Here is a 17,724-nt window from a genome sequence, read left to right as displayed (position 1 = left end):
TAGAGAATAGCTTTTGTGACCGTGGCAGTCCAAAATGCATGCGCCCGGGCAGTAGAGGGCGGCCTTAGTGACCGTCGGCTCTCGAAATGAACGCCACCGGGCAATAGAGCATGCCCCTAGTGACCGTCCGATGCCGGAATGTACATTCACGGTCACTAAGGACGTCTCCTTCTTACCGGACAACACCTGATCCGGCACACTTGGTCAGTTGGCGGAGCCATCCCCCGCCCCGCGGCTGGCTGCCATCTGCTGCGGAAACCAAATGCTCGTGACATGTTCATGCTTTTCGCGCAATGCAAGACCAAGATTGAATGTTGGGCTGCGCCTTTTCTGTTGGGCGAAGGATCCGCTCGAAGATTCGGCAGGGAAAGCGAGTTCCTTGTTACCGACGACCGCTTTGGAGCGTGTGCCCGGGCGATAGAGAACTGGCCTAGTGCCCGATGAGTCGCAAAGCGGACTTCCACGGGCGATAGAGACTCCTCCTAGTGACCGATGACTCCCAGTATCGAATCCTTCGGTCAATAGAGCACTCCCTTAGTGAACGTCAGCACCCATAACGCATACCCCTGGGCAATAAGCCGCTGCCCTGCCATCTCCTCTCCAGTCACAACAAAAAAACCCGCACAGCAGTCTCTCCTGCCGTGCGGGGCACTTCATTATTCTGCGGACTGCTCTTTATCGATGACGAGCGAGCCGTCTTCCATGCGGAGATGGAGCGCTTCGCCGTCGGACAAGTCGCCCTTGATGATTTCTTTGGCGACGGCTGTTTCCACATAGCGCTGGATGAACCGTTTCAGCGGGCGGGCGCCGAAGTCGGCGTCGGTGCCCTGCTCGACGATCCAGTCGATGACGTCGTCGCCGTACGTCAGCCGGATGTCCTGCTCCGAAAGCCGGGTCACGAGATCATGCAGCATCTTGCGGGCGATGAGGCTGAACGCATCGCCGGACAAGGAATGGAAGATGATGATGTCATCCATCCGGTTCAGCAGCTCGGGCTTGAAATGGCTGCGCAGTTCCGCCATGACGAGATCCTCGGCGGCGTGCTCTCCAGATTCGAATTGGCCGCTCAATAAATATTGTGAGCCGATGTTAGATGTCATGATGACAATCGTATTCCGGAAGCTAACGAGCCGGCCCTGGCTGTCGGTGATCCGCCCGTCATCGAGGATCTGCAGGAGGATGTTCGAGACATCCGGGTGCGCTTTCTCGATTTCATCGAGAAGGACGACAGAGTATGGATTGCGCCGAACGGCTTCAGTCAGCTGGCCGCCTTCTTCGTAGCCGATATAGCCCGGAGGTGCCCCGACAAGACGGGAGACACTGTGTTTCTCCATGTATTCGGACATGTCGATCCTGATGAAATGATCTTCCGAGTCGAACAAGGTACCGGCGAGCGTTTTCGCAAGCTCGGTCTTCCCGACACCGGTCGGTCCGAGGAACAGGAACGATCCGATCGGCTTGTTCGGGTCCTTGATACCGGAACGGGCGCGCCAGACAGCTTCTGTCACGAGCTGGACGGCGTTATCCTGGCCGATGACGCGTTCTTTCAGCGTTTCATCGAGCCGCAGCAATTTCTCTCGCTCGCCTTCCATCAGCTTGGTCGCCGGGATGCCTGTCCAGCGGGCGACGATCATCGCGATTTCGTCCTCGGTCACTTCTTCGCGGATCATGCTGTTCTCCTGGCCGCCTTTGAACAATTCTTCCAGTTCGTGCAGCTGATGCTCGAGTGCCGGAATCCGTCCGTGACGGAGTTCCGCCGCTTTGTTCAGGTCGAAAGTATTTTCCGCATCTTCAAGCTCGCGCCGGTACCGGTCCAGCTGCTCGCGGACGTCCTGGACTTCCTGCAGTTTCTTCTTCTCTTCGTTCCACTGTTCGCGCATACCCGCGGACGATTCTTTCAGTTCCGTCAGCTCTTCGCGCAGCGCGGCCAGACGGGTCTGGCTCACTGTATCCTTCTCTTTCGTCAGCGCCTGCTCCTCGATCTCAAGCTGAAGGATGCGGCGTGTCACTTGGTCGAGTTCCTGCGGCATCGAATCGATTTCCGTCCGGATCATCGCACTCGCTTCATCCATCAAGTCGATCGCCTTATCCGGCATGTAGCGCTCTGTCAAATACCGGTCGGACAGCGTGGCTGCCGCGACGAGCGCCCGGTCGTGGATACGCACGCCGTGGTGCAGCTCGAAACGCTCTTTCAAGCCTCGCAAAATCGAAATCGTGTCTTCGACGGACGGTTCGCGCACCATCACTTGCTGGAAACGCCGTTCGAGCGCCGGGTCCTTTTCGATGTACATCCGGTATTCGTCGAGCGTCGTCGCACCGATGCAGTACAATTCACCGCGTGCGAGCATCGGTTTCAGCATGTTGCCGGCGTCCATCGCGCCTTCTGTCTTCCCGGCCCCGACGATCGTATGGATTTCATCGATGAACAATATGATCTCTCCGTTACTGTCTTTCACTTGCTTCAAGACGGCCTTGAGCCGCTCTTCAAACTCTCCGCGGTATTTCGCCCCGGCGATGAGCGAACTCATATCGAGTTCGTGGATCTGCCGGTCTTTCAATCCTTCCGGCACGTCCCCTTTGACGATCCGCTGGGCGAGCCCTTCCACGATCGCTGTCTTCCCGACACCCGGTTCCCCGATGAGCACGGGGTTGTTTTTCGTTTTGCGGGATAATATCCGGATCACATTGCGGATCTCTTCATCACGTCCGATGACTGGGTCCATCTTGCCCTTCTTCACTTCTTCCACCAGGTTCCGTCCATACTGCTCCAATGGGGAACGCTGGTCTTCCTGTACGCCATCCATTCTCATGTACCGTCACCTCTTCATTAATTGTTTGATTGATCGAGAGTTTGACTTTGACTATCTTTGACTATATTAAGTATATACCGTTTTCCCCGTTCCGTAAAGGAAAACACTTATGCTCCACTAGTACTGTTTCCTCCCCCGCGAAGCGTTAAACACGGCAAAAAAGCCCGGCAGCTGCATAAGAGCAGTTACCGGGCACAAGTACCAGTATTAGCGGACGCCGAGCGCCATCTTTGCGTAGCGGGACATGTTATCCCGTGACCATGGCGGGTTCCAGACGATGTCGACTTCCACGTCTTTCACTTCCGGAAGTTCCATCAGTTCCTGTTTGACGTTCGCAACGATCTGCGGTCCCATCGGGCAGCCGATCGACGTGAGTGTCATTGTGACTTTTCCGATGCCGCCCTCGAGCAGTTCCGCGTCATACACGAGGCCGAGGTTGACAATGTCAACGCCGAGCTCAGGGTCGATCACGTTTTCAAGTGCGCCCATCATGCTTTCTTTCATATCATCAGCCATTGGAATTCCCCTTTCCTCATCTAATTGCTGTCTCCATCATAACAAAAGCGCCTCAGCCATTCAAATGGTCTGCAAGGAACCCGACGGCTGCGAGCATCCCCGGCCGTGACACCGCATGTCCGGCGTGCGGATCGGCCATGAATACGAAGTCTTCCGGATGGCTGCTGTAGGCCGCTTTTTCGGCATTGAAGAAATTCCACGTCGGCTCGAACGGCACGGTTGCATCCTTCTTCCCATGCCAGAAGAACACCGGACGGTCTGCGAGCCGCTCGGGGTGCTTCGTCAGATCGAACGTTCCGAGTGTATCAAAAAGGCTCTTCACTTCGTCGCTGCCCATCGGCAGTTTGTAGCCCCTGTTCTCGAACTGCTGCATCTGCCCTTTCGCCAGTTTGACGAATCCCGGCGTGCCCATCATGACGGCTGCACAGTCCACCCACGGATAGGCGGTGAGGCAGCCGAGCGTCGTGATGCCGCCCATGGATGTCCCGGCGAAGGCAAGGCGTCCGCTGTTCAGAAGCCCTTTGTCCTGCAGCTCGTCCCGGAGGAAACCTGCCTCTTCGATGGACGTCAGGACGATCTCCCAGAATCGGAGGCTCAGCTGGACTTCATCCAACTCTTCCGCCCGGACGCCGTGGAGATGTGCTTCCGGCAGCAGCACCCGGATCCCGTTTTTCGCCAGGTTGAATGCATAATGCAGATTGTGTTCCTTCGCACTGGTGAATCCATGGAAAAAGACGACGACGGGCATCTCAGACGATTCGTGCTGTTCATCGACCACATGCAGCAGGGGCACCTGTCCCCACTGTTCTTCGCGTATTTCCATCTGTGACACCCTCTTTACTCATTTGTTTTGAGCATACCAATACTTTTCTAAAAAAACAAAAGTTGTGCATGAACTGTCACTTTTTTGACTTGCCGCCGTTCGAAAGGCTAAACTGAACATAGACATACAGGAAGGAGGCGTTTTCGCCATGAAACCTCATTTAATCGCCCTCGATCTGGACGGTACACTGCTGACCGACCAGAAAGTCATATCCGATGAAACATTCAACACATTGAAAAAAGCGGAAGACGCCGGCCACATCATCATGATCGCGACGGGTCGTCCGTACCGCTCCAGCGCAGCCTATTACCGCCAGCTCGGCCTGAAGACACCGATCGTAAACTTCAACGGCGCGTTCGTCCACCATCCGACCGACCGGAACTGGAAGACGATCCACGAAACGATCGATCTGTCCGTCGCCCGTGACGTCATCGATGCGATGCAGAACTTCAAATTGAAGAATATCGTCGCGGAAGTGATGGATGATGTCTACTTGCAGTACCACGATGAAAAACTGCTCGACATCTTCAGCATGGGCAGTCCGTCCGTCACGGAAGGCGACTTGCGGAAATCGCTGCACGTCGATCCGACAAGCCTGCTCATCCAAGGTGACGAAGGGATGGCCGATCCGATCCGGGAGCACCTGGAGGATGTGCACGCGGAAGTGATCGAACACCGCCGCTGGGGCGCTCCGTGGGATGTCGTCGAAGTCATCCGGCACGGGCTTAACAAAGCGGTCGGCCTGTCGAAAGTGGCAGAGTGGATCGGCATCCCGCAAGAACGGATCATCGCGTTCGGCGACGAAGACAACGACCTGGAGATGATCGACTATGCCGGGATCGGCGTCGCGATGGGCAACGGGATCGATCAGCTGAAATCGATCGCGAACGAAGTGACCCTGACGAATAATGAAGACGGCATTGCCGTATTGTTGAAAGACCGACTGCAGTTGGACTAACACGACCTGACGAGGAGGAGCCTAATGAAAATTTTCGCTGACAGCGGCTGTGATCTGCCGAAATCATATTTGGACGACCATGATGTGACGCTGCTGCCGTTAACCGTATTGCTCGACGGTAAGGAATACCAGGACATCGTCGACATCGACTCGAAAGAAGTATTCCAGGCGATCCGCGCGGGGAAACAGCCGAAGACATCCCAAGTATCCCCCGATCGGACGCTCGCCATGTGGAAAGAATTCGCGAAGACAGGCGAAGACGGCATATACATCGCGTTTTCATCTGAATTATCGGGTACATACCAGACCGCCGTCATGATGCGTGACCAGGTGAAGGAAGGCAATCCGGGCATGAACCTGATCATCATCGATACACGCTGCGCTTCGCTCGGCTGCGGGCTGCTCGTGGAGAAGGCAGTTGAAATGCGGGATGCAGGAGAGGACGTCCGGACGATTGAACGCGAGATCCGGAAGATGGCCGGCCACATGGAGCACTTGTTCACAGTGGAGGACCTGGATTACCTCGCGAAAGGCGGGCGTGTTTCGAAGGCGAGTGCGTTCTTCGGCGGCCTGCTCAACATCAAGCCGCTGCTGCACGTGGAAAGCGGCCGTCTCGTGCCGATCGAAAAGCACCGGGGCCGTAAGAAAGTGTTCCGCCGCATCATCGAACTGATGGAAGAGCGCGGCGATGACGTCGGCAGCCAGACCCTGGCCATCAGTCACGGCGATGATCTGGCTGGCGCAGAAGAGCTGCGCGCCCTGATCGAGGAGCGGTTCCATCCGCAGGACATCCAGATCCATATGATCGGTTCCGTCATCGGCTCGCACGCCGGACCGGGCACCTTATCGGTCTTTTTCCTGAATAAACGCTAACGGGCGGCAGCGCCGTTTCAGTGCACAAAAAAAGAGCCCGCGGGCTCTTTTTTCGTTTCTTATTTCGCGCTGCGCGCCTTCCGTGCGGCACGTCCTTTTTTCAGTACCATCCAGAGGAATCCGAGGAACAGGACATACACCATGATCGACGCGATCAGATACGGAATGTTGAACCCTTTGTCTTCCTTGACCAAGTACAGCTCTGCCAGTTCCCGATCCATGACGACATGGTATTTGCCGTCTTCCGTTTCGACGATCTGATCGCCGTCGAGCAGGCCGCGGAGCCGCTTCTTGCTGCCGATCTCCGACGGATCGAGTTCGTAGCTCTGCGTCTTGTCCGTGTTGTTCACCGCGATGATCCACGTTTCGTCTTCATCCCAGATTTTGTAGACGAGGTAGCCGTCTTTGTTATGGAGCATCTTGAAGTCCCCTGTGCGGAGTGTCTTCGATTCGTTGCGCAGCTTGTTCAAGTCGCCGATATGGTCTTTCAGCTCCATGTCCGTCTTGAAGTTGAACAGCGGATGGCTGTCCGGCGGAGCTTCCCCGTTGACCGCGATTTCCGTTCCGTATGGCACGACCGGGATGCCCGGCAGTGTGAACAGTGCGGTGACGCCGACTTTCCAGCGTGTCGGCGGGAACATGCGCTCTTCGACGATCGCATGCGTGAATCGGGGGCCTGTCAGTTTATCGAACTGGAGCAGATCGCCCCGGCCGCTTGCGCTGAACTGGTCCATCGGAGTCGAATCCGGTGAGACTTTGACGAATGACTGGCGGAGCGCTTCCATCTCCTCGTCGTTCGGCTGGGCATCGACCGCTGCCTCCGTCTCTTCATCCGACAGAACGTACAGGCCGTCCGATGCATTTTTCAGTGCGTCGATGAACCCATCAAGGACAGCAGGATCGTACGCCTCCGTCTTCGTCAGGCGGATTCCGTCGATATCGTACTTCCCGACGAATTCCGTCATCGCGTCGTTCAAGACACGCTGGACGTCGGCATCGTCCGCTTTCCAGTCGATCGTTCCGTTCTCACCTGGCGTCCAGGCGAGTTTGTCCGCCCACACGTGGTCTTTGCTGACGCCGGCAAGCGGGAAGTCCGCGATGACCTTGATATCGGCCTCGTGCAGTTCTTTCAGCATCGCCTTGAAATCGTCTTCCGTCCCGAAGTGGTCTTCGAGCCGGGTGTAGTCCAGCACTTGCGCCCCGTCATAGGTCGCCGTCTTGAAGACAGGCCCGACGGATACAGCAGTGAATCCCATATCGAGTATGTGCTGCAGCCGCAGGGAGATCCCGGCGAAATCGCCGCCGTTGAAAGCGTTCGGGTCCTGCGAGTCCGCATCCTCGTCGTTGCGGCCGTCCCCGTTGTTGAAGCGGTCCACCAGCAGATCATATATACTTTCGTCCTTTATCGTCCGTCCGTCTTTCGCAGAAGCCGCTGCCGGCCATGCTGCGGTGAGGAGGAAAGGGATCAGCATCAGGGCACCGATCAGTCGTTTCACGTTCACAAAAAAGCCTCCTTCTTCGTACCTTCCATCCCTTCAATACTACCAAACCGCCCGGGACGCCGCCATGCTTTCTCCGGAAAAACGGGATGCATGCCGAGAAAATAAGGCAATCATGTGAATTCACTGGACGCGGTATCATTTCTCACCTGCACTCCGTCCCGCCGCTATTGCGAAACAGCAAAAAGCCCCGTAAGTCCCGGGAGTATACCGGGTCTTACGGGGCTGTCCGTCAGTCGTGCCTGTCGAATTCGTCAGGCGGTCCCTGCCGCCGGGCGGTGATGACAACAGAGAGGGCGAACAGGATCATGACGGCGAATACGGCGAGCAATAACGTCCATCCGACCATCGGATCCCTCCTTCCTCTTCAGCAATTCATCTGCACACGTCCGTCAGCAGGCATTCATCCGAAGAAATGAAGTCCGATCGGCAGTTTGAAGCCGAGGAACATCGTGATGAGCAGCGAGACGACGAACAGGATCCATGCCAGCTGTGCCGGCTTCTTCTTGTTCTGGCGTGCGAACACCATCTCCATCATGCCGATCGTCAGGATTCCGAAGAGGAACTTCACGCCATAGAGCGCTGAGTCGCTGCTCATCCAGCGCAGGAACAGCGCAAGGCCTGTGATGATGATCAGGATGTAGAACACCCGCAGGATCATCTTCGTAATTTTACGTCCTTTTGAATCGAGCGGCATGGAAGCCGCGACCAAGAACAAAATAATGCCGACCACCCATGCGAAGATATGGATATGGGTCGAGTCCGATAAGAAATCCATTGCAGTCACCTCATTCCATGTCAGTTGCATTGTCCATCTTACCATAATCCCGCAAGTTCGCCAAAGTCAGGGAACGTTATTCGAAATCGTTGACGAGTGTCCCGATGCCTTCGATGGACACTTTCACTGTGTCCCCCGCTTTCAGGTAAGCTGGCGGCGTCATCCCTTTGCCGACGCCCGCAGGTGTTCCGGTGAGGATGATATCCCCCGGCTCAAGTGTGACGAACCTGGACAGTTCCTCGATGATGCTGTCGATCGGGATGGACATCGACTTCGTATTGCCGTTCTGGCGCACTTCGTCATTCACTTTTGTCACGATGGACAGATTTTGCGGGTTCGGGATTTCGTCTTTCGTCACGACATACGGTCCGAGCGGGCAGCTGCCGTCGAGCGTTTTGCCGAGGAAGAACTGCTTGCGCTCCGCCTGCAGATCACGGGCGGTGAGATCGTTCGCGATCGTATAGCCGAATACGCAGTCGTATGCGAGCTGTTTCGGAATGTTGCGGCCGCCTTTGCCGATGACGACGGCGAGCTCCCCTTCGTAATCGAGCTGATCCGTCACGTCCGCGTGCACGGAGAGCGTCTGTTCATCCGCCGCGATCGAGGTCGGCGCCTTCGTGAAGATCATCATCTTTTCAGGCGCTCCCCCATCCATCTCACTTGCGTGATCGGCATAATTCTTCCCGACACAGAGGACGTTCTTCGGCGTGCGCGGAATCGGGGAGAGCCATTCGATCGCGCTGAACGGGTACTTGAAGCTCTCTGCGTCTTCATGCGCCCGCGCCTGTTCGCACAGGCTGCGGATCCGTTCGACGAAATCCATGCCTTCCGCGACTCCTTCGGCGATCGAGGAAGGGAAACTTTCCGCTCCGAGCTCCTCAGCGATGCGCTGGACGTCCCAGACCGCTTCCTCTTTCTTCACTTTCGGTCCGAATAATGTTTTGCCATCGTACTTGAATGAAAGTAGTTTCATAGCGTGCATCCATCCCTTCCATGATTGGTCTGTCTACATACTGTTACGACATATCCTGCTGCTTCTCCTTTTTAATCGGCAAAAAGGTGCCATACGTGCCGATGCGCCAGACCCATTCGAACGGCCCCATCCGGTAGCGGGACAGCCACAGATCCGCGAGCAGCGCCTGGACGACGAAGATGCCCGCCGCCAAGAGTGTTGCCGTGCCGATGTCGAGTTTGCCGTACATGCCGAGCCCATAATGGTAGAAGATGAGCGTGGCAATGATGGACTGCGTCAGGTACACTGTCAGCGACATGCGGCCCGCTTTTGCGACAGGCCGGAACAGGCTGATGAACTTCGGTACAGTGCACAGCAGCAGGATGAAAGATACATAGCCCGCTGCGACGAGCGGCCCTCCGAAATACGTCTGGATCATCTGCATCGACAAGCTTGAGCCGACGGTGAACGGGACGGACTTCAGGGCGATCCCTGCGATGTACGACACGACACCGATCACTGCAATACGCCGTCTCCATTCATGGGCCCGCTCGGCCGTTTTCCATTTGGCGAGCGCTGCGCCGATCATCATGAGCGGCAGGATCATGAACGGGTTGACGAGAAAGTTCGTCGCAGTGAACAGGAGCCATTCTTTCGTGCGGAATGCGAGTGCGGTCAAGTAATCGCCATGACCGTAAACTTTGATCGATTCATCCACTTTCTGGATGTCTGCGAACTCGGACAGCGAACTGTCCGGCGACAGCTGTTCACCTGCAAAGACCAGTCCCGTCAACACGCCCATCGGCACGATGTAGAGCACAAGCGCCAGGGCGAGCAGCCATTTCGGCGGGAGGCGGACGGCGGCAATCATGAGGAAGCCCATCATCGCGTATGTGAAGAGGACGTCCCCCGACCAGACGAACACGGCATGCAGCACACCGAAGACGAGCAGGATCGCCATCCGTCTTGCGGCAACCGGGCCGAATGGCTGCCGCAGCAGTTTCGACTTTTCATACTGCATATTGAGTCCATACCCGAAAAGCATCGCGAATATCGGGTAGAAACTCGCTTCTACTAAAATATCGAGCCACATGTACGGAACGCTTTCGCCGGAACCTTCGAACCAGCTGTACGGATCCATGTACATGATCGGTGAATTGAAATGGAGCATATTGGCCATGAAGATGCCAAGCAGTGCGAATCCCCGAAGCATATCGAGTGCTTCGATCCGTCCGGCTCCGCCGGTGGAAATTGTCCTCAAACCGTTACCTCCTGAACTGATACTGTCCGTCCTTCGTCAAACAAGCAGAGCAGCATTTCTTTAATGGGCACACGGGTGATCGCTTCGATCGCCGTCTTGTACAAGCTGAGCTGGACCGCATAACGCGTCCGCATCGCTTCATCCGCTTCTTCCTCGGAAGCGTACCGTCCGCGCAGCCGGTCGGTCTTGTAATCGAGCAGCACCCAGCCGTCTTCTTCTTGGAACAAGCAGTCCGCGATCCCCTGCAGAATCTGGGAATCTCCGTCACTGCCGTCATAGGCATAGGTGAATGGCAGTTCCCTCATCACCCGTTTCGCTGAACGCAGCCGGTCTGCCAGAGGCGACTGCATGACACGGACGATGGAAGCCCGATCGATGTGTTCCGCTTCTTCTGTCGTCAGCAGCTGACGGCTGACCAGTTCCTGCAGCAGGTTCTCCGTCTCGTCCAGATCATACGTCTTCGCGAGATCGATATGCTGCATGACCGTATGGACCGCGGTGCCGATCTCCGCCGCACTTATCGACCTCTTCTGCAGGAAGGCCGGACGCTCATGGAGGAAGACGGAACTCGCTTCCATGTCTTTGGATGCAAACGGATCGCCGTAATCCGGCTCTGCTTCGAGCTGGGCAACCCGTTTCAGCTCGGAGACCGATACTTTCGATCGTTTGCGGACAGCAGCCTCGTGTGAGTACCGGAAATCGAAACGTCCTGTCACTTCGGCCAGCCGGTCGGCGTCGACAGGCGGCAGTTCAGCGTGTACGTGTTCATCCGGACCGCCTTCTTCCGGTTGTCCGTCCGCCGTTTCACTGAAATACGATACCGGCAGCATGCCGATCGTCCATTTCGACGGGTGTTCTTTCGTCATCCCGCCAGGCGTCACGCCGAACTTTGCGAAATCCGTATGGCGCGCAACTGCCGGCCCGATCCAGTCGAGATAGCCGTTCGCGCGCGACCGCATGTAATCGGGCAGCCGTTCCACCGGGTCGACGAGCTGTGCATCCTGCCATTTCGTCAGGGACTTTTCGATATCCTTCACGGTCGCGACAAGTTCGAGCTGTTCCTTCGCCCGGGTCATGGCGACGTACAGGACGCGCATCTCTTCTGCACGCATTTCGAGCTCTTTCTGCTCTTTCATCGCAAGGAACGGCAGCGACGTATACATGATGCGCTTGTCGGGATCGATCGCTTTCACGGCGAGGCCGAAATGCTGGTCGAACAAATACGGCTCGTTGAAATCCATCTTGTTGAACTGGCGTCCGATCCCGGCGACGAAGACGTTCGGGAATTCCAGTCCTTTGGATGAATGGATCGTCATGATCCGCACGACATCCTCTTTTTCGCTCAGGAACCGGGCCGCGCCGAGGTCATCGCCGCGCCGGCGCATCCTGTCGACGAACCGGAGGAACCGGAACAGGCCGCGGAAGGACGTCTTCTCATACTCGATCGCCCGGTCGTGGAGTGCCCGCAAGTTCGCCTGCCGCTGTTTGCCGTTCGGCATGCTTCCGACCATTTCGTAATAGTTCGTGTCGCTATACACTTGCCAGATCAGTTCGGACAGTGATCCTCTGCGCGCCAGGTTGCGCCAGTCCTCGAAATTGAGGAGGAACCGCTGCAGCTTCTGCTGAGTTTCGGGCGCCATGCCGGTCCCCTGGGTCGCGATGAACGTCTTCAGCGCATCGTAATAGGACGCGTTCTTATCCGCGAGCCGCACTTGCGCCAGTTCGTTCTCCGTCATGCCGACGTACGGCGCGCGCAGTACGGAAGCGAGCGGGATATCCTGGTACGGGTTGTCGATGACGCGCAGCGTATTGAGCATGATCGTCACTTCGAGCGCATCGAAATAGCCGCTCGACAATTCGACGTAAACGGGAATGTCCGCACGCTTGAATTCGTCGGCGATTTCAGAGGACCACGTCATCGAGCGCATGAGCACGACGATGTCACTGTAGCGCATCGGCCGCTTCTCCCCGCTGAATGCGTCGCTCACTTCGTGTTTCTCCGACATCCATTCGTTAATACGTCTGGCCATGTACCGGGCTTCCGCCTGGGAATTTTTCAGGTTTTCGGTTTCATGTCCGGTTTCATCCTCGAATTCTTCCTCTTCCGTGTATAGGACGGTCAGACGGGCTGTCGTGTCAGGTTCGGGATAACGGGCGCCGTATTTGAGCGCGGCAGCCTCGTCATACTCGATTTCGCCGACTCGTTCCCCCATCACTTGCGAGAAGACGAAGTTCGTCGCGTCGAGCACTTCTTTCCGGCTCCGGAAATTCGCGTTCAGATCGATCTTCAGCCCCTCGCCGTCTGTTTGTTCTGAGAAACGGCCGTATTTGCCGAGGAACAGGCCGGGTTCGGCGAGACGGAACCGGTAGATGGACTGCTTGACGTCACCCACCATGAACAGGTTGCCGTCCGCTTCTGCACCGGATTTGACGAATTGGATGATCGCTTCCTGGAGCAGGTTCGTATCCTGGTATTCATCGACAAGGACTTCCTTGAATTTTGCCTGGTAATCCGCGGCGATATCGGACGGCACCAGCTCGTCCCCTTCCTGGTTCGCCAGGATGTCGAGGGCGTAATGCTCGAGGTCCGAGAAGTCGACGAGCCCTCGTTCCGTCTTGACGGTTCGGTAGCGTGCGCCGAAGTCGATGACGAGATCGATCAGCGTGTGCATCATCGGGGCCATGAGCCGGATTTCGTTGAGCAGCCGGGCAGGAGTCCGTTCGTAGTATGATTCCTTGACGCCCGTCACGAGTTTCTTGACGGAATCCCGTAGCGCTTTCGCCCGCTTGGCGAGCTCTTCATCGCATGAATCCTTCTTGACACTTCCTGCTTTCGTCCATTTCAGCTGGCTGAAATAGCCGTATGTCTCTTCCCATGTGCCGTATTCGATCGTCTGGATAGCTCCTCGGATCCATGCCAGGTCGGCTTCGGCGGTCGGTCCGAGCGGTGCCGGGCCGTCCGGCTGTTCGGCGATGCGCTGCATATCGAGCGACAGGGCTTCGGCTTCCTCAAGTTTCTGCTGGATCGCCGATTTCAGCGGACCGATGAACGACAAGTTGTCGATGACTGCACCTTCCGGAAGTTCGTACTCTTGTGGAATCTGCCGCAGCCACTGTTCGGGCTTCGGGTGAACGCGGGAGTAGTCGTACAGCCGGTCGATGAGCAGCTCGAGCGACTGGTCGTTCCGGTCCGCCGTGAAACTGTCGGCGAGCCGGTAGATCGCTTCCGGATCGTCGGCGCTGTATGCGTCCTCGAGCACCGCTTCGATCGTATCGTCGCGCAATAAAGCCGCTTCCGTCGGGTCCGCGATGCGGAAACCCGGGTCGATGTCGAGCAGATACGCATACTGGCGGACGATCGTCAGACAGAAGGAGTGAAGCGACGAGATCTGTGCCTTATTCAGGAGGCTCAGCTGCTTGCGCAAGTGTGCGGAATCCGGATGGAGGGCGATCTGTTCTTCAAGCGCCGCCCCCATTCTGTGCCGCATTTCAGCCGCCGCCGCGTTCGTGAACGTCACGACGAGCAGTTCATCGACGTTCACCGGATCACGCTCGTCGATCACTTTCTCGATCAGCCGGGTGATGAGCACTTTCGTCTTGCCGGAGCCTGCTGCCGCGGAGACGAGGATGTCCCTTCCGGACGCATGGATCGCCGTCCATTGTGCGTCCGTGAACGTGACGTTCTCAGGTTTCGGTGGTATGTGCATCGCCTTCCGCCTCCTTTCTCATTTTTTCGAGTGATTCGCTTGCGGATAAATCCTCATACTGCCTGTAGACGGCGTCCGGATCGGTCTTGTCGAACTGGCAGACCCCTTGATATGGACAGTACGTACACGGCATCCGGTCTTTCAGCCGGTATGGATAAACACGCGTGTCGCCGGCGAGCATCGCATCCCCCGCCTGCCGATGCCGTGTGCGGACGGCGGTTCGCAGCAGCTGCATATCGTCCGGTGCGAGCACTTTCGATGTCGCGTAGAACGAACCGTCCTTTTTGACGCGCGCCGGGATGACGTTCGAAGACTGTTCGATGTTGCGGTCCATCCCTTTGACGACGGACAGGTCTTCGAGCACGTAGCCTTTCATCGTGAAGGACTTGAGCATTTCCTGCTCGGCCGCCTCTTCCGACAGTTCCTGGATGCTGCGGATCATCGGGTTGTGCACGTGGACGTACAGCATGCCGGCCGGGTCCGCCTGCAGCTGGATCCAGTCGTCGGCGTGTTCGAGCGCGACGTCCAAATACGTCAGCATCTGCAGCGACAATCCATAGTACACTTCCGTCAGATCGAGCGCTTTCGAAGACGATTTGTAGTCGACGATGCGCAAATACGTCTTGCCGTCCACTTCCGCGGCGTCCACCCGGTCGATCCGGCCCCGCAGGTTCATGTGTCCTCCGCGCTTCAGCGGAATTTCAAGCGGCGGCATCTGCTCGCCCGGCCCGAAGCCTACTTCGACGGCGACCGGATGGAACGAAGAGGCCGTCGCCTGATTGCTGAGCGCTGCGATCGTGCGCTGGATGATATGCGTCAGCTTCCGTTTGATGTACAGATGCCGGTTCGTCGTCAGCAAAATCCGATGGAAGAAGAACGGTGCGATCCGGTCGACGGCTTCATGTGCAAGCCGGAAACTGTCCTCCTTTGACAGGCCGGCCCAGCTAGCACCGGTGCGCATCATTTCGTCGGACACGTATTTCAGCGCAGCGTGGAACAGATCCCCGATCGCCGGGGCTTCCAGCGTGAATTCGGTCCGTTCGCGCAGACCGAGGCCGTACGACGCGAAATGCTGGAACGGGCAGCTGTAATACGATTCGACGCGGGAAACGCTTGACGACAGTGTCTCGCCGTACAGTTCGTGCGTGACGGCAGGGATGAGCCGTTCCGTCGCCGTGCCTGCTTTCCGTGTGCCCTGGATGCCTGCGAGGATCGACGCCCAGAGCGGGTCGTCCTCGTAGTAGGCGATGACAGCACGCCAGAGCGGGCTGATGCGGCCGTCCATCTCGAAATTGCGCAGCTGTGCGGACGCATACGGCAAGGTCGGGCGAGGATGGCTCACATAAGCAATGCTGTCAGCCGACTCCGGCAGGTCAAGCGGATCAGCGGCCGCCGTTTCGATGTGCAGATCGTCGAAGATCTGACCGAGCCGCGGGATATAGAGCGACGGGATGAGCGCCTTTCCTGCTTCATCCGCGATCGGGTACGTCACCGTCAGCCCTTCCGCAGCGGCAGTGAATGCCCGGTAGGCTTTGTAGGTTTCATCCATCAGACGGGTTTTCGCAGATGGCGCGAGTTCGAAGCCGATCGACTCGAACCATTGGCGGTCGGCGTCCGACAGCAAGCCTTCATTGTCGATGCGCTGCGGCAGCACGCCGTCATTCACGCCGATGACGAACACTTCGTCGATGTTGAGGAACGTCGCAAGGTCGATCGTCATGACGGTCACCTGGTCGAGCGATGGCGGGATGCGGGCGAATTCGAGTGTGTCGAACCCTTCGTCGAGCACCCGGATCGCTTCTTTTGCCGGCATGTCCGTCTCGCCGAACATGAGCACGAACTGGTCAAGGACGTTGATCCACCCGGTCCATGCCTGTTCGTGTTCGGACGCGCCGAGCAAGCGGCCGGCCGTCTCCTCCTCTGCCCGCAGGCTGATGATCATATCATAGACGTGCAGGTCTTCCATGAACGCAAACAGTGCTTCTGCAGCCTGCCTGCCGTTCTTCGCGCGTTTCATCTTGCGGCCGAATGCTTCCAACGGTTCCCGGATCAAGTCCCGCACGCTGTGCAGCTCTGCCTGCATCGCGAGTTCTTCATCGGTCTGGACATCGGTATGGAGCTCAAGCCCGCGGTATTTCTTTACGCGCCACCGGTCCTCATCGAACCAGCGCCGGCCGTGGATGCCGTGTGCCAGCACATAATTCTCGAGCCGGTCAGCACGCTCCCGCCACAGCTTCCGGTCTTCGCCATATGGGAAGAACAAGTCGGTCTTGACCGCGCGGAAGATCGCTTCGTACGACCAATTGCCGGTCACCGCCTCGAGGACGGAGCGTGTGAACTCGATGAGCGGATGGTGAAGCATCGGTTTCTTCCGGCTGATGAACACCGGGATGTCATAGAGCGGGAATATGGTAGCGATCAGTTCATCGTACACATCGGGCTGCCTGTATAAGACGGCGATTTCCTGGTACCTTTTGCCGTTCCGCACGAGCTCCCGTATCGACCGGGCAACTGCGTGGAGCTCGGCACGCCGGTCAGCCGCTTCGATGACCCGGACGTCGCCTGAGCTGGGACTCGGGCTCGCCGGATACCGGTCGAACTGCGCCTCGAGATGACGCACGTCCGGATTGCGGAACCGCAGAGGCTCGCTCAATCTCATTTCCGGCTCGATGTCCACCGCTTCACTGCGTGCCAGCTCGGTGAGTATCTGTTTCGTGCGCACCGGACTGTAGAACAGTTCGTGGTCCTCCGTATGAGTTGCCGTGTCGTCCGTCGGCAGTGCGACGGTGACGCGCTGCGCGTATTTCAGCAGCTCGCGGATGATTTCGTGCTCGCGGTTCGTCAGCAGCTCGAAGCCGTCTATGTAGATGTCCGCTTCCTTTATATAATCCGAGAATCGTATCTGTTCCGTCAGCAGCGCCAAATGCCCTTCACTGTCGACATAGCCCGATCCGAGACGCTCCTCGACTTTCTCGAGCAGCAGCGACAAGTCACCCGCTTTGTCGATAAGTGACCGCGGCGCATTTGCTGCCGTCAGTTCCGCGTGGAGCCCGGAAAGCGTACTGAAATCAAGGCAGTAGCGGCTGAATTCCTTCAATACACCTTCGACTTGTTCCGTGAAGCCCCGTTTGTCGGCCGCCTGCCGGAACAGCGTGAAGTCCTCACGGTTCTCCTCAAGCACGCTCCGGATCAGCATCCGGTAGCCGAACGCGTCCACTTCCCGGCGTGTGATCCCGCCCGTCTCCTGCAGCACCCGCCACGCCAGCCGCTTGAACGTCAGCACTTGCGCGCGCACCATGCCGTTCAGCCCGAACTCCGCAGCCAGGCTGTGCTCCATGGAATACGACATCTGATCCGGCACGATGAGAATGATCGGCCGCCCGATCGGATCCTCCCGCAAGGCATCGGCGATTTCCTGCTCGATCGTATACGTCTTGCCCGTCCCTGAACGCCCTGTTATCATCCGCAGCGTCATCCGCTCGCCCCCTGTCTCATTAATAGTTTAATTGTAGCCGTTTTGCCGGGACAAATCAAAGCCGGAGGGAGC

General features: G+C 57.4%; 11 protein-coding genes. 2 read left to right on the top strand and 9 right to left on the bottom strand.

Features of this window, described 5'->3' with window-relative positions:
• Positions 1–656 precede the first annotated feature (656 nt).
• The 3 genes from NFU03_RS00300 to NFU03_RS00290 all read right to left on the bottom strand — a co-directional run bounded on the left by NFU03_RS00300 (position 657) and on the right by NFU03_RS00290 (position 4,149).
• Positions 657–2,810 carry an ATP-dependent Clp protease ATP-binding subunit gene (locus NFU03_RS00300; protein ID WP_398289455.1) on the bottom strand — a complete coding sequence of 718 codons (2,154 nt, stop codon included), beginning with the start codon at positions 2,808–2,810 and terminating at the stop codon, positions 657–659.
• A 207-nt stretch (positions 2,811–3,017) separates the two neighbouring features.
• Entirely contained in the window at positions 3,018–3,326 is a 309-nt protein-coding gene (locus tag NFU03_RS00295; RefSeq protein WP_251635111.1) for a metal-sulfur cluster assembly factor, read from the bottom strand.
• 52 nt (positions 3,327–3,378) lie between these two features.
• Entirely contained in the window at positions 3,379–4,149 is a 771-nt protein-coding gene (locus NFU03_RS00290; protein ID WP_251635110.1) for a prolyl oligopeptidase family serine peptidase, read from the bottom strand.
• 148 nt (positions 4,150–4,297) lie between these two features.
• Here NFU03_RS00290 and NFU03_RS00285 point away from each other — a divergent pair, with 148 nt between their 5' ends.
• Together NFU03_RS00285 and NFU03_RS00280 are read left to right on the top strand one after the other, a co-directional pair.
• The gene (locus tag NFU03_RS00285) at positions 4,298–5,107 is read left to right on the top strand and encodes a Cof-type HAD-IIB family hydrolase (RefSeq protein WP_251635109.1); all 810 of its coding nucleotides are present in this window, start codon (positions 4,298–4,300) and stop codon (positions 5,105–5,107) included.
• Positions 5,108–5,131: 24 nt separating this feature from the next.
• Positions 5,132–5,980, top strand: a complete 849-nt coding sequence (locus NFU03_RS00280; protein WP_251635107.1) for a DegV family protein — start codon at positions 5,132–5,134, stop codon at positions 5,978–5,980.
• Between the two features lie 59 nt (positions 5,981–6,039).
• Here the strand turns inward: NFU03_RS00280 and NFU03_RS00275 are convergent, their stop codons facing one another.
• The 6 genes from NFU03_RS00275 to addB all read right to left on the bottom strand — a co-directional run bounded on the left by NFU03_RS00275 (position 6,040) and on the right by addB (position 17,652).
• On the bottom strand, positions 6,040–7,482 hold the full coding sequence (locus tag NFU03_RS00275) for an alpha-amylase family glycosyl hydrolase (RefSeq protein WP_251635105.1): 1,443 nt from the start codon (positions 7,480–7,482) through the stop codon (positions 6,040–6,042).
• Positions 7,483–7,882: 400 nt separating this feature from the next.
• Positions 7,883–8,257, bottom strand: a complete 375-nt coding sequence (locus NFU03_RS00270) for a YisL family protein (protein WP_251635103.1) — start codon at positions 8,255–8,257, stop codon at positions 7,883–7,885.
• Positions 8,258–8,333: 76 nt separating this feature from the next.
• Entirely contained in the window at positions 8,334–9,230 is an 897-nt protein-coding gene (locus NFU03_RS00265; protein WP_251635101.1) for a fumarylacetoacetate hydrolase family protein, read from the bottom strand.
• A gap of 43 nt (positions 9,231–9,273) precedes the next feature.
• Positions 9,274–10,470 (bottom strand): DUF418 domain-containing protein, encoded by a 1,197-nt coding sequence (locus tag NFU03_RS00260; protein WP_251635099.1) that lies wholly within the window; start codon positions 10,468–10,470, stop codon positions 9,274–9,276.
• Entirely contained in the window at positions 10,467–14,177 is a 3,711-nt protein-coding gene (gene addA, locus NFU03_RS00255) for a helicase-exonuclease AddAB subunit AddA (RefSeq protein ID WP_251635097.1), read from the bottom strand. The genes NFU03_RS00260 and addA overlap by 4 nt, the downstream gene beginning before the upstream one ends.
• A complete protein-coding gene (addB, locus tag NFU03_RS00250) occupies positions 14,155–17,652 on the bottom strand; it encodes a helicase-exonuclease AddAB subunit AddB (RefSeq protein ID WP_251635095.1) in 3,498 nt (1,165 codons plus the stop codon). The genes addA and addB overlap by 23 nt, the downstream gene beginning before the upstream one ends.
• Positions 17,653–17,724: the final 72 nt, after the last annotated feature.

The sequence above is a fragment of the Sporosarcina sp. NCCP-2716 genome, from assembly GCF_023707985.1.
Lineage (GTDB): Bacteria > Bacillota > Bacilli > Bacillales_A > Planococcaceae > Sporosarcina.
Note: the sequence above shows the minus strand (reverse complement) of the source record. Positions and strands in the feature narration are given on the sequence as shown.

Excerpts from the sequence above, each read along its gene's own strand:
- NFU03_RS00300 (WP_398289455.1), bottom strand. The coding sequence starts at position 2,810 with ATGAGAATGGATGGCGTACAGGAAGACCAGCGTTCCCCATTGGAGCAG.
- NFU03_RS00295 (WP_251635111.1), bottom strand. The coding sequence starts at position 3,326 with ATGGCTGATGATATGAAAGAAAGCATGATGGGCGCACTTGAAAACGTG.
- NFU03_RS00290 (WP_251635110.1), bottom strand. The coding sequence starts at position 4,149 with ATGGAAATACGCGAAGAACAGTGGGGACAGGTGCCCCTGCTGCATGTG.
- NFU03_RS00285 (WP_251635109.1), top strand. The coding sequence starts at position 4,298 with ATGAAACCTCATTTAATCGCCCTCGATCTGGACGGTACACTGCTGACC.
- NFU03_RS00280 (WP_251635107.1), top strand. The coding sequence starts at position 5,132 with ATGAAAATTTTCGCTGACAGCGGCTGTGATCTGCCGAAATCATATTTG.
- NFU03_RS00270 (WP_251635103.1), bottom strand. The coding sequence starts at position 8,257 with ATGGATTTCTTATCGGACTCGACCCATATCCATATCTTCGCATGGGTG.
- NFU03_RS00265 (WP_251635101.1), bottom strand. The coding sequence starts at position 9,230 with ATGAAACTACTTTCATTCAAGTACGATGGCAAAACATTATTCGGACCG.
- addA (WP_251635097.1), bottom strand. The coding sequence starts at position 14,177 with ATGCACATACCACCGAAACCTGAGAACGTCACGTTCACGGACGCACAA.
- addB (WP_251635095.1), bottom strand. The coding sequence starts at position 17,652 with ATGACGCTGCGGATGATAACAGGGCGTTCAGGGACGGGCAAGACGTAT.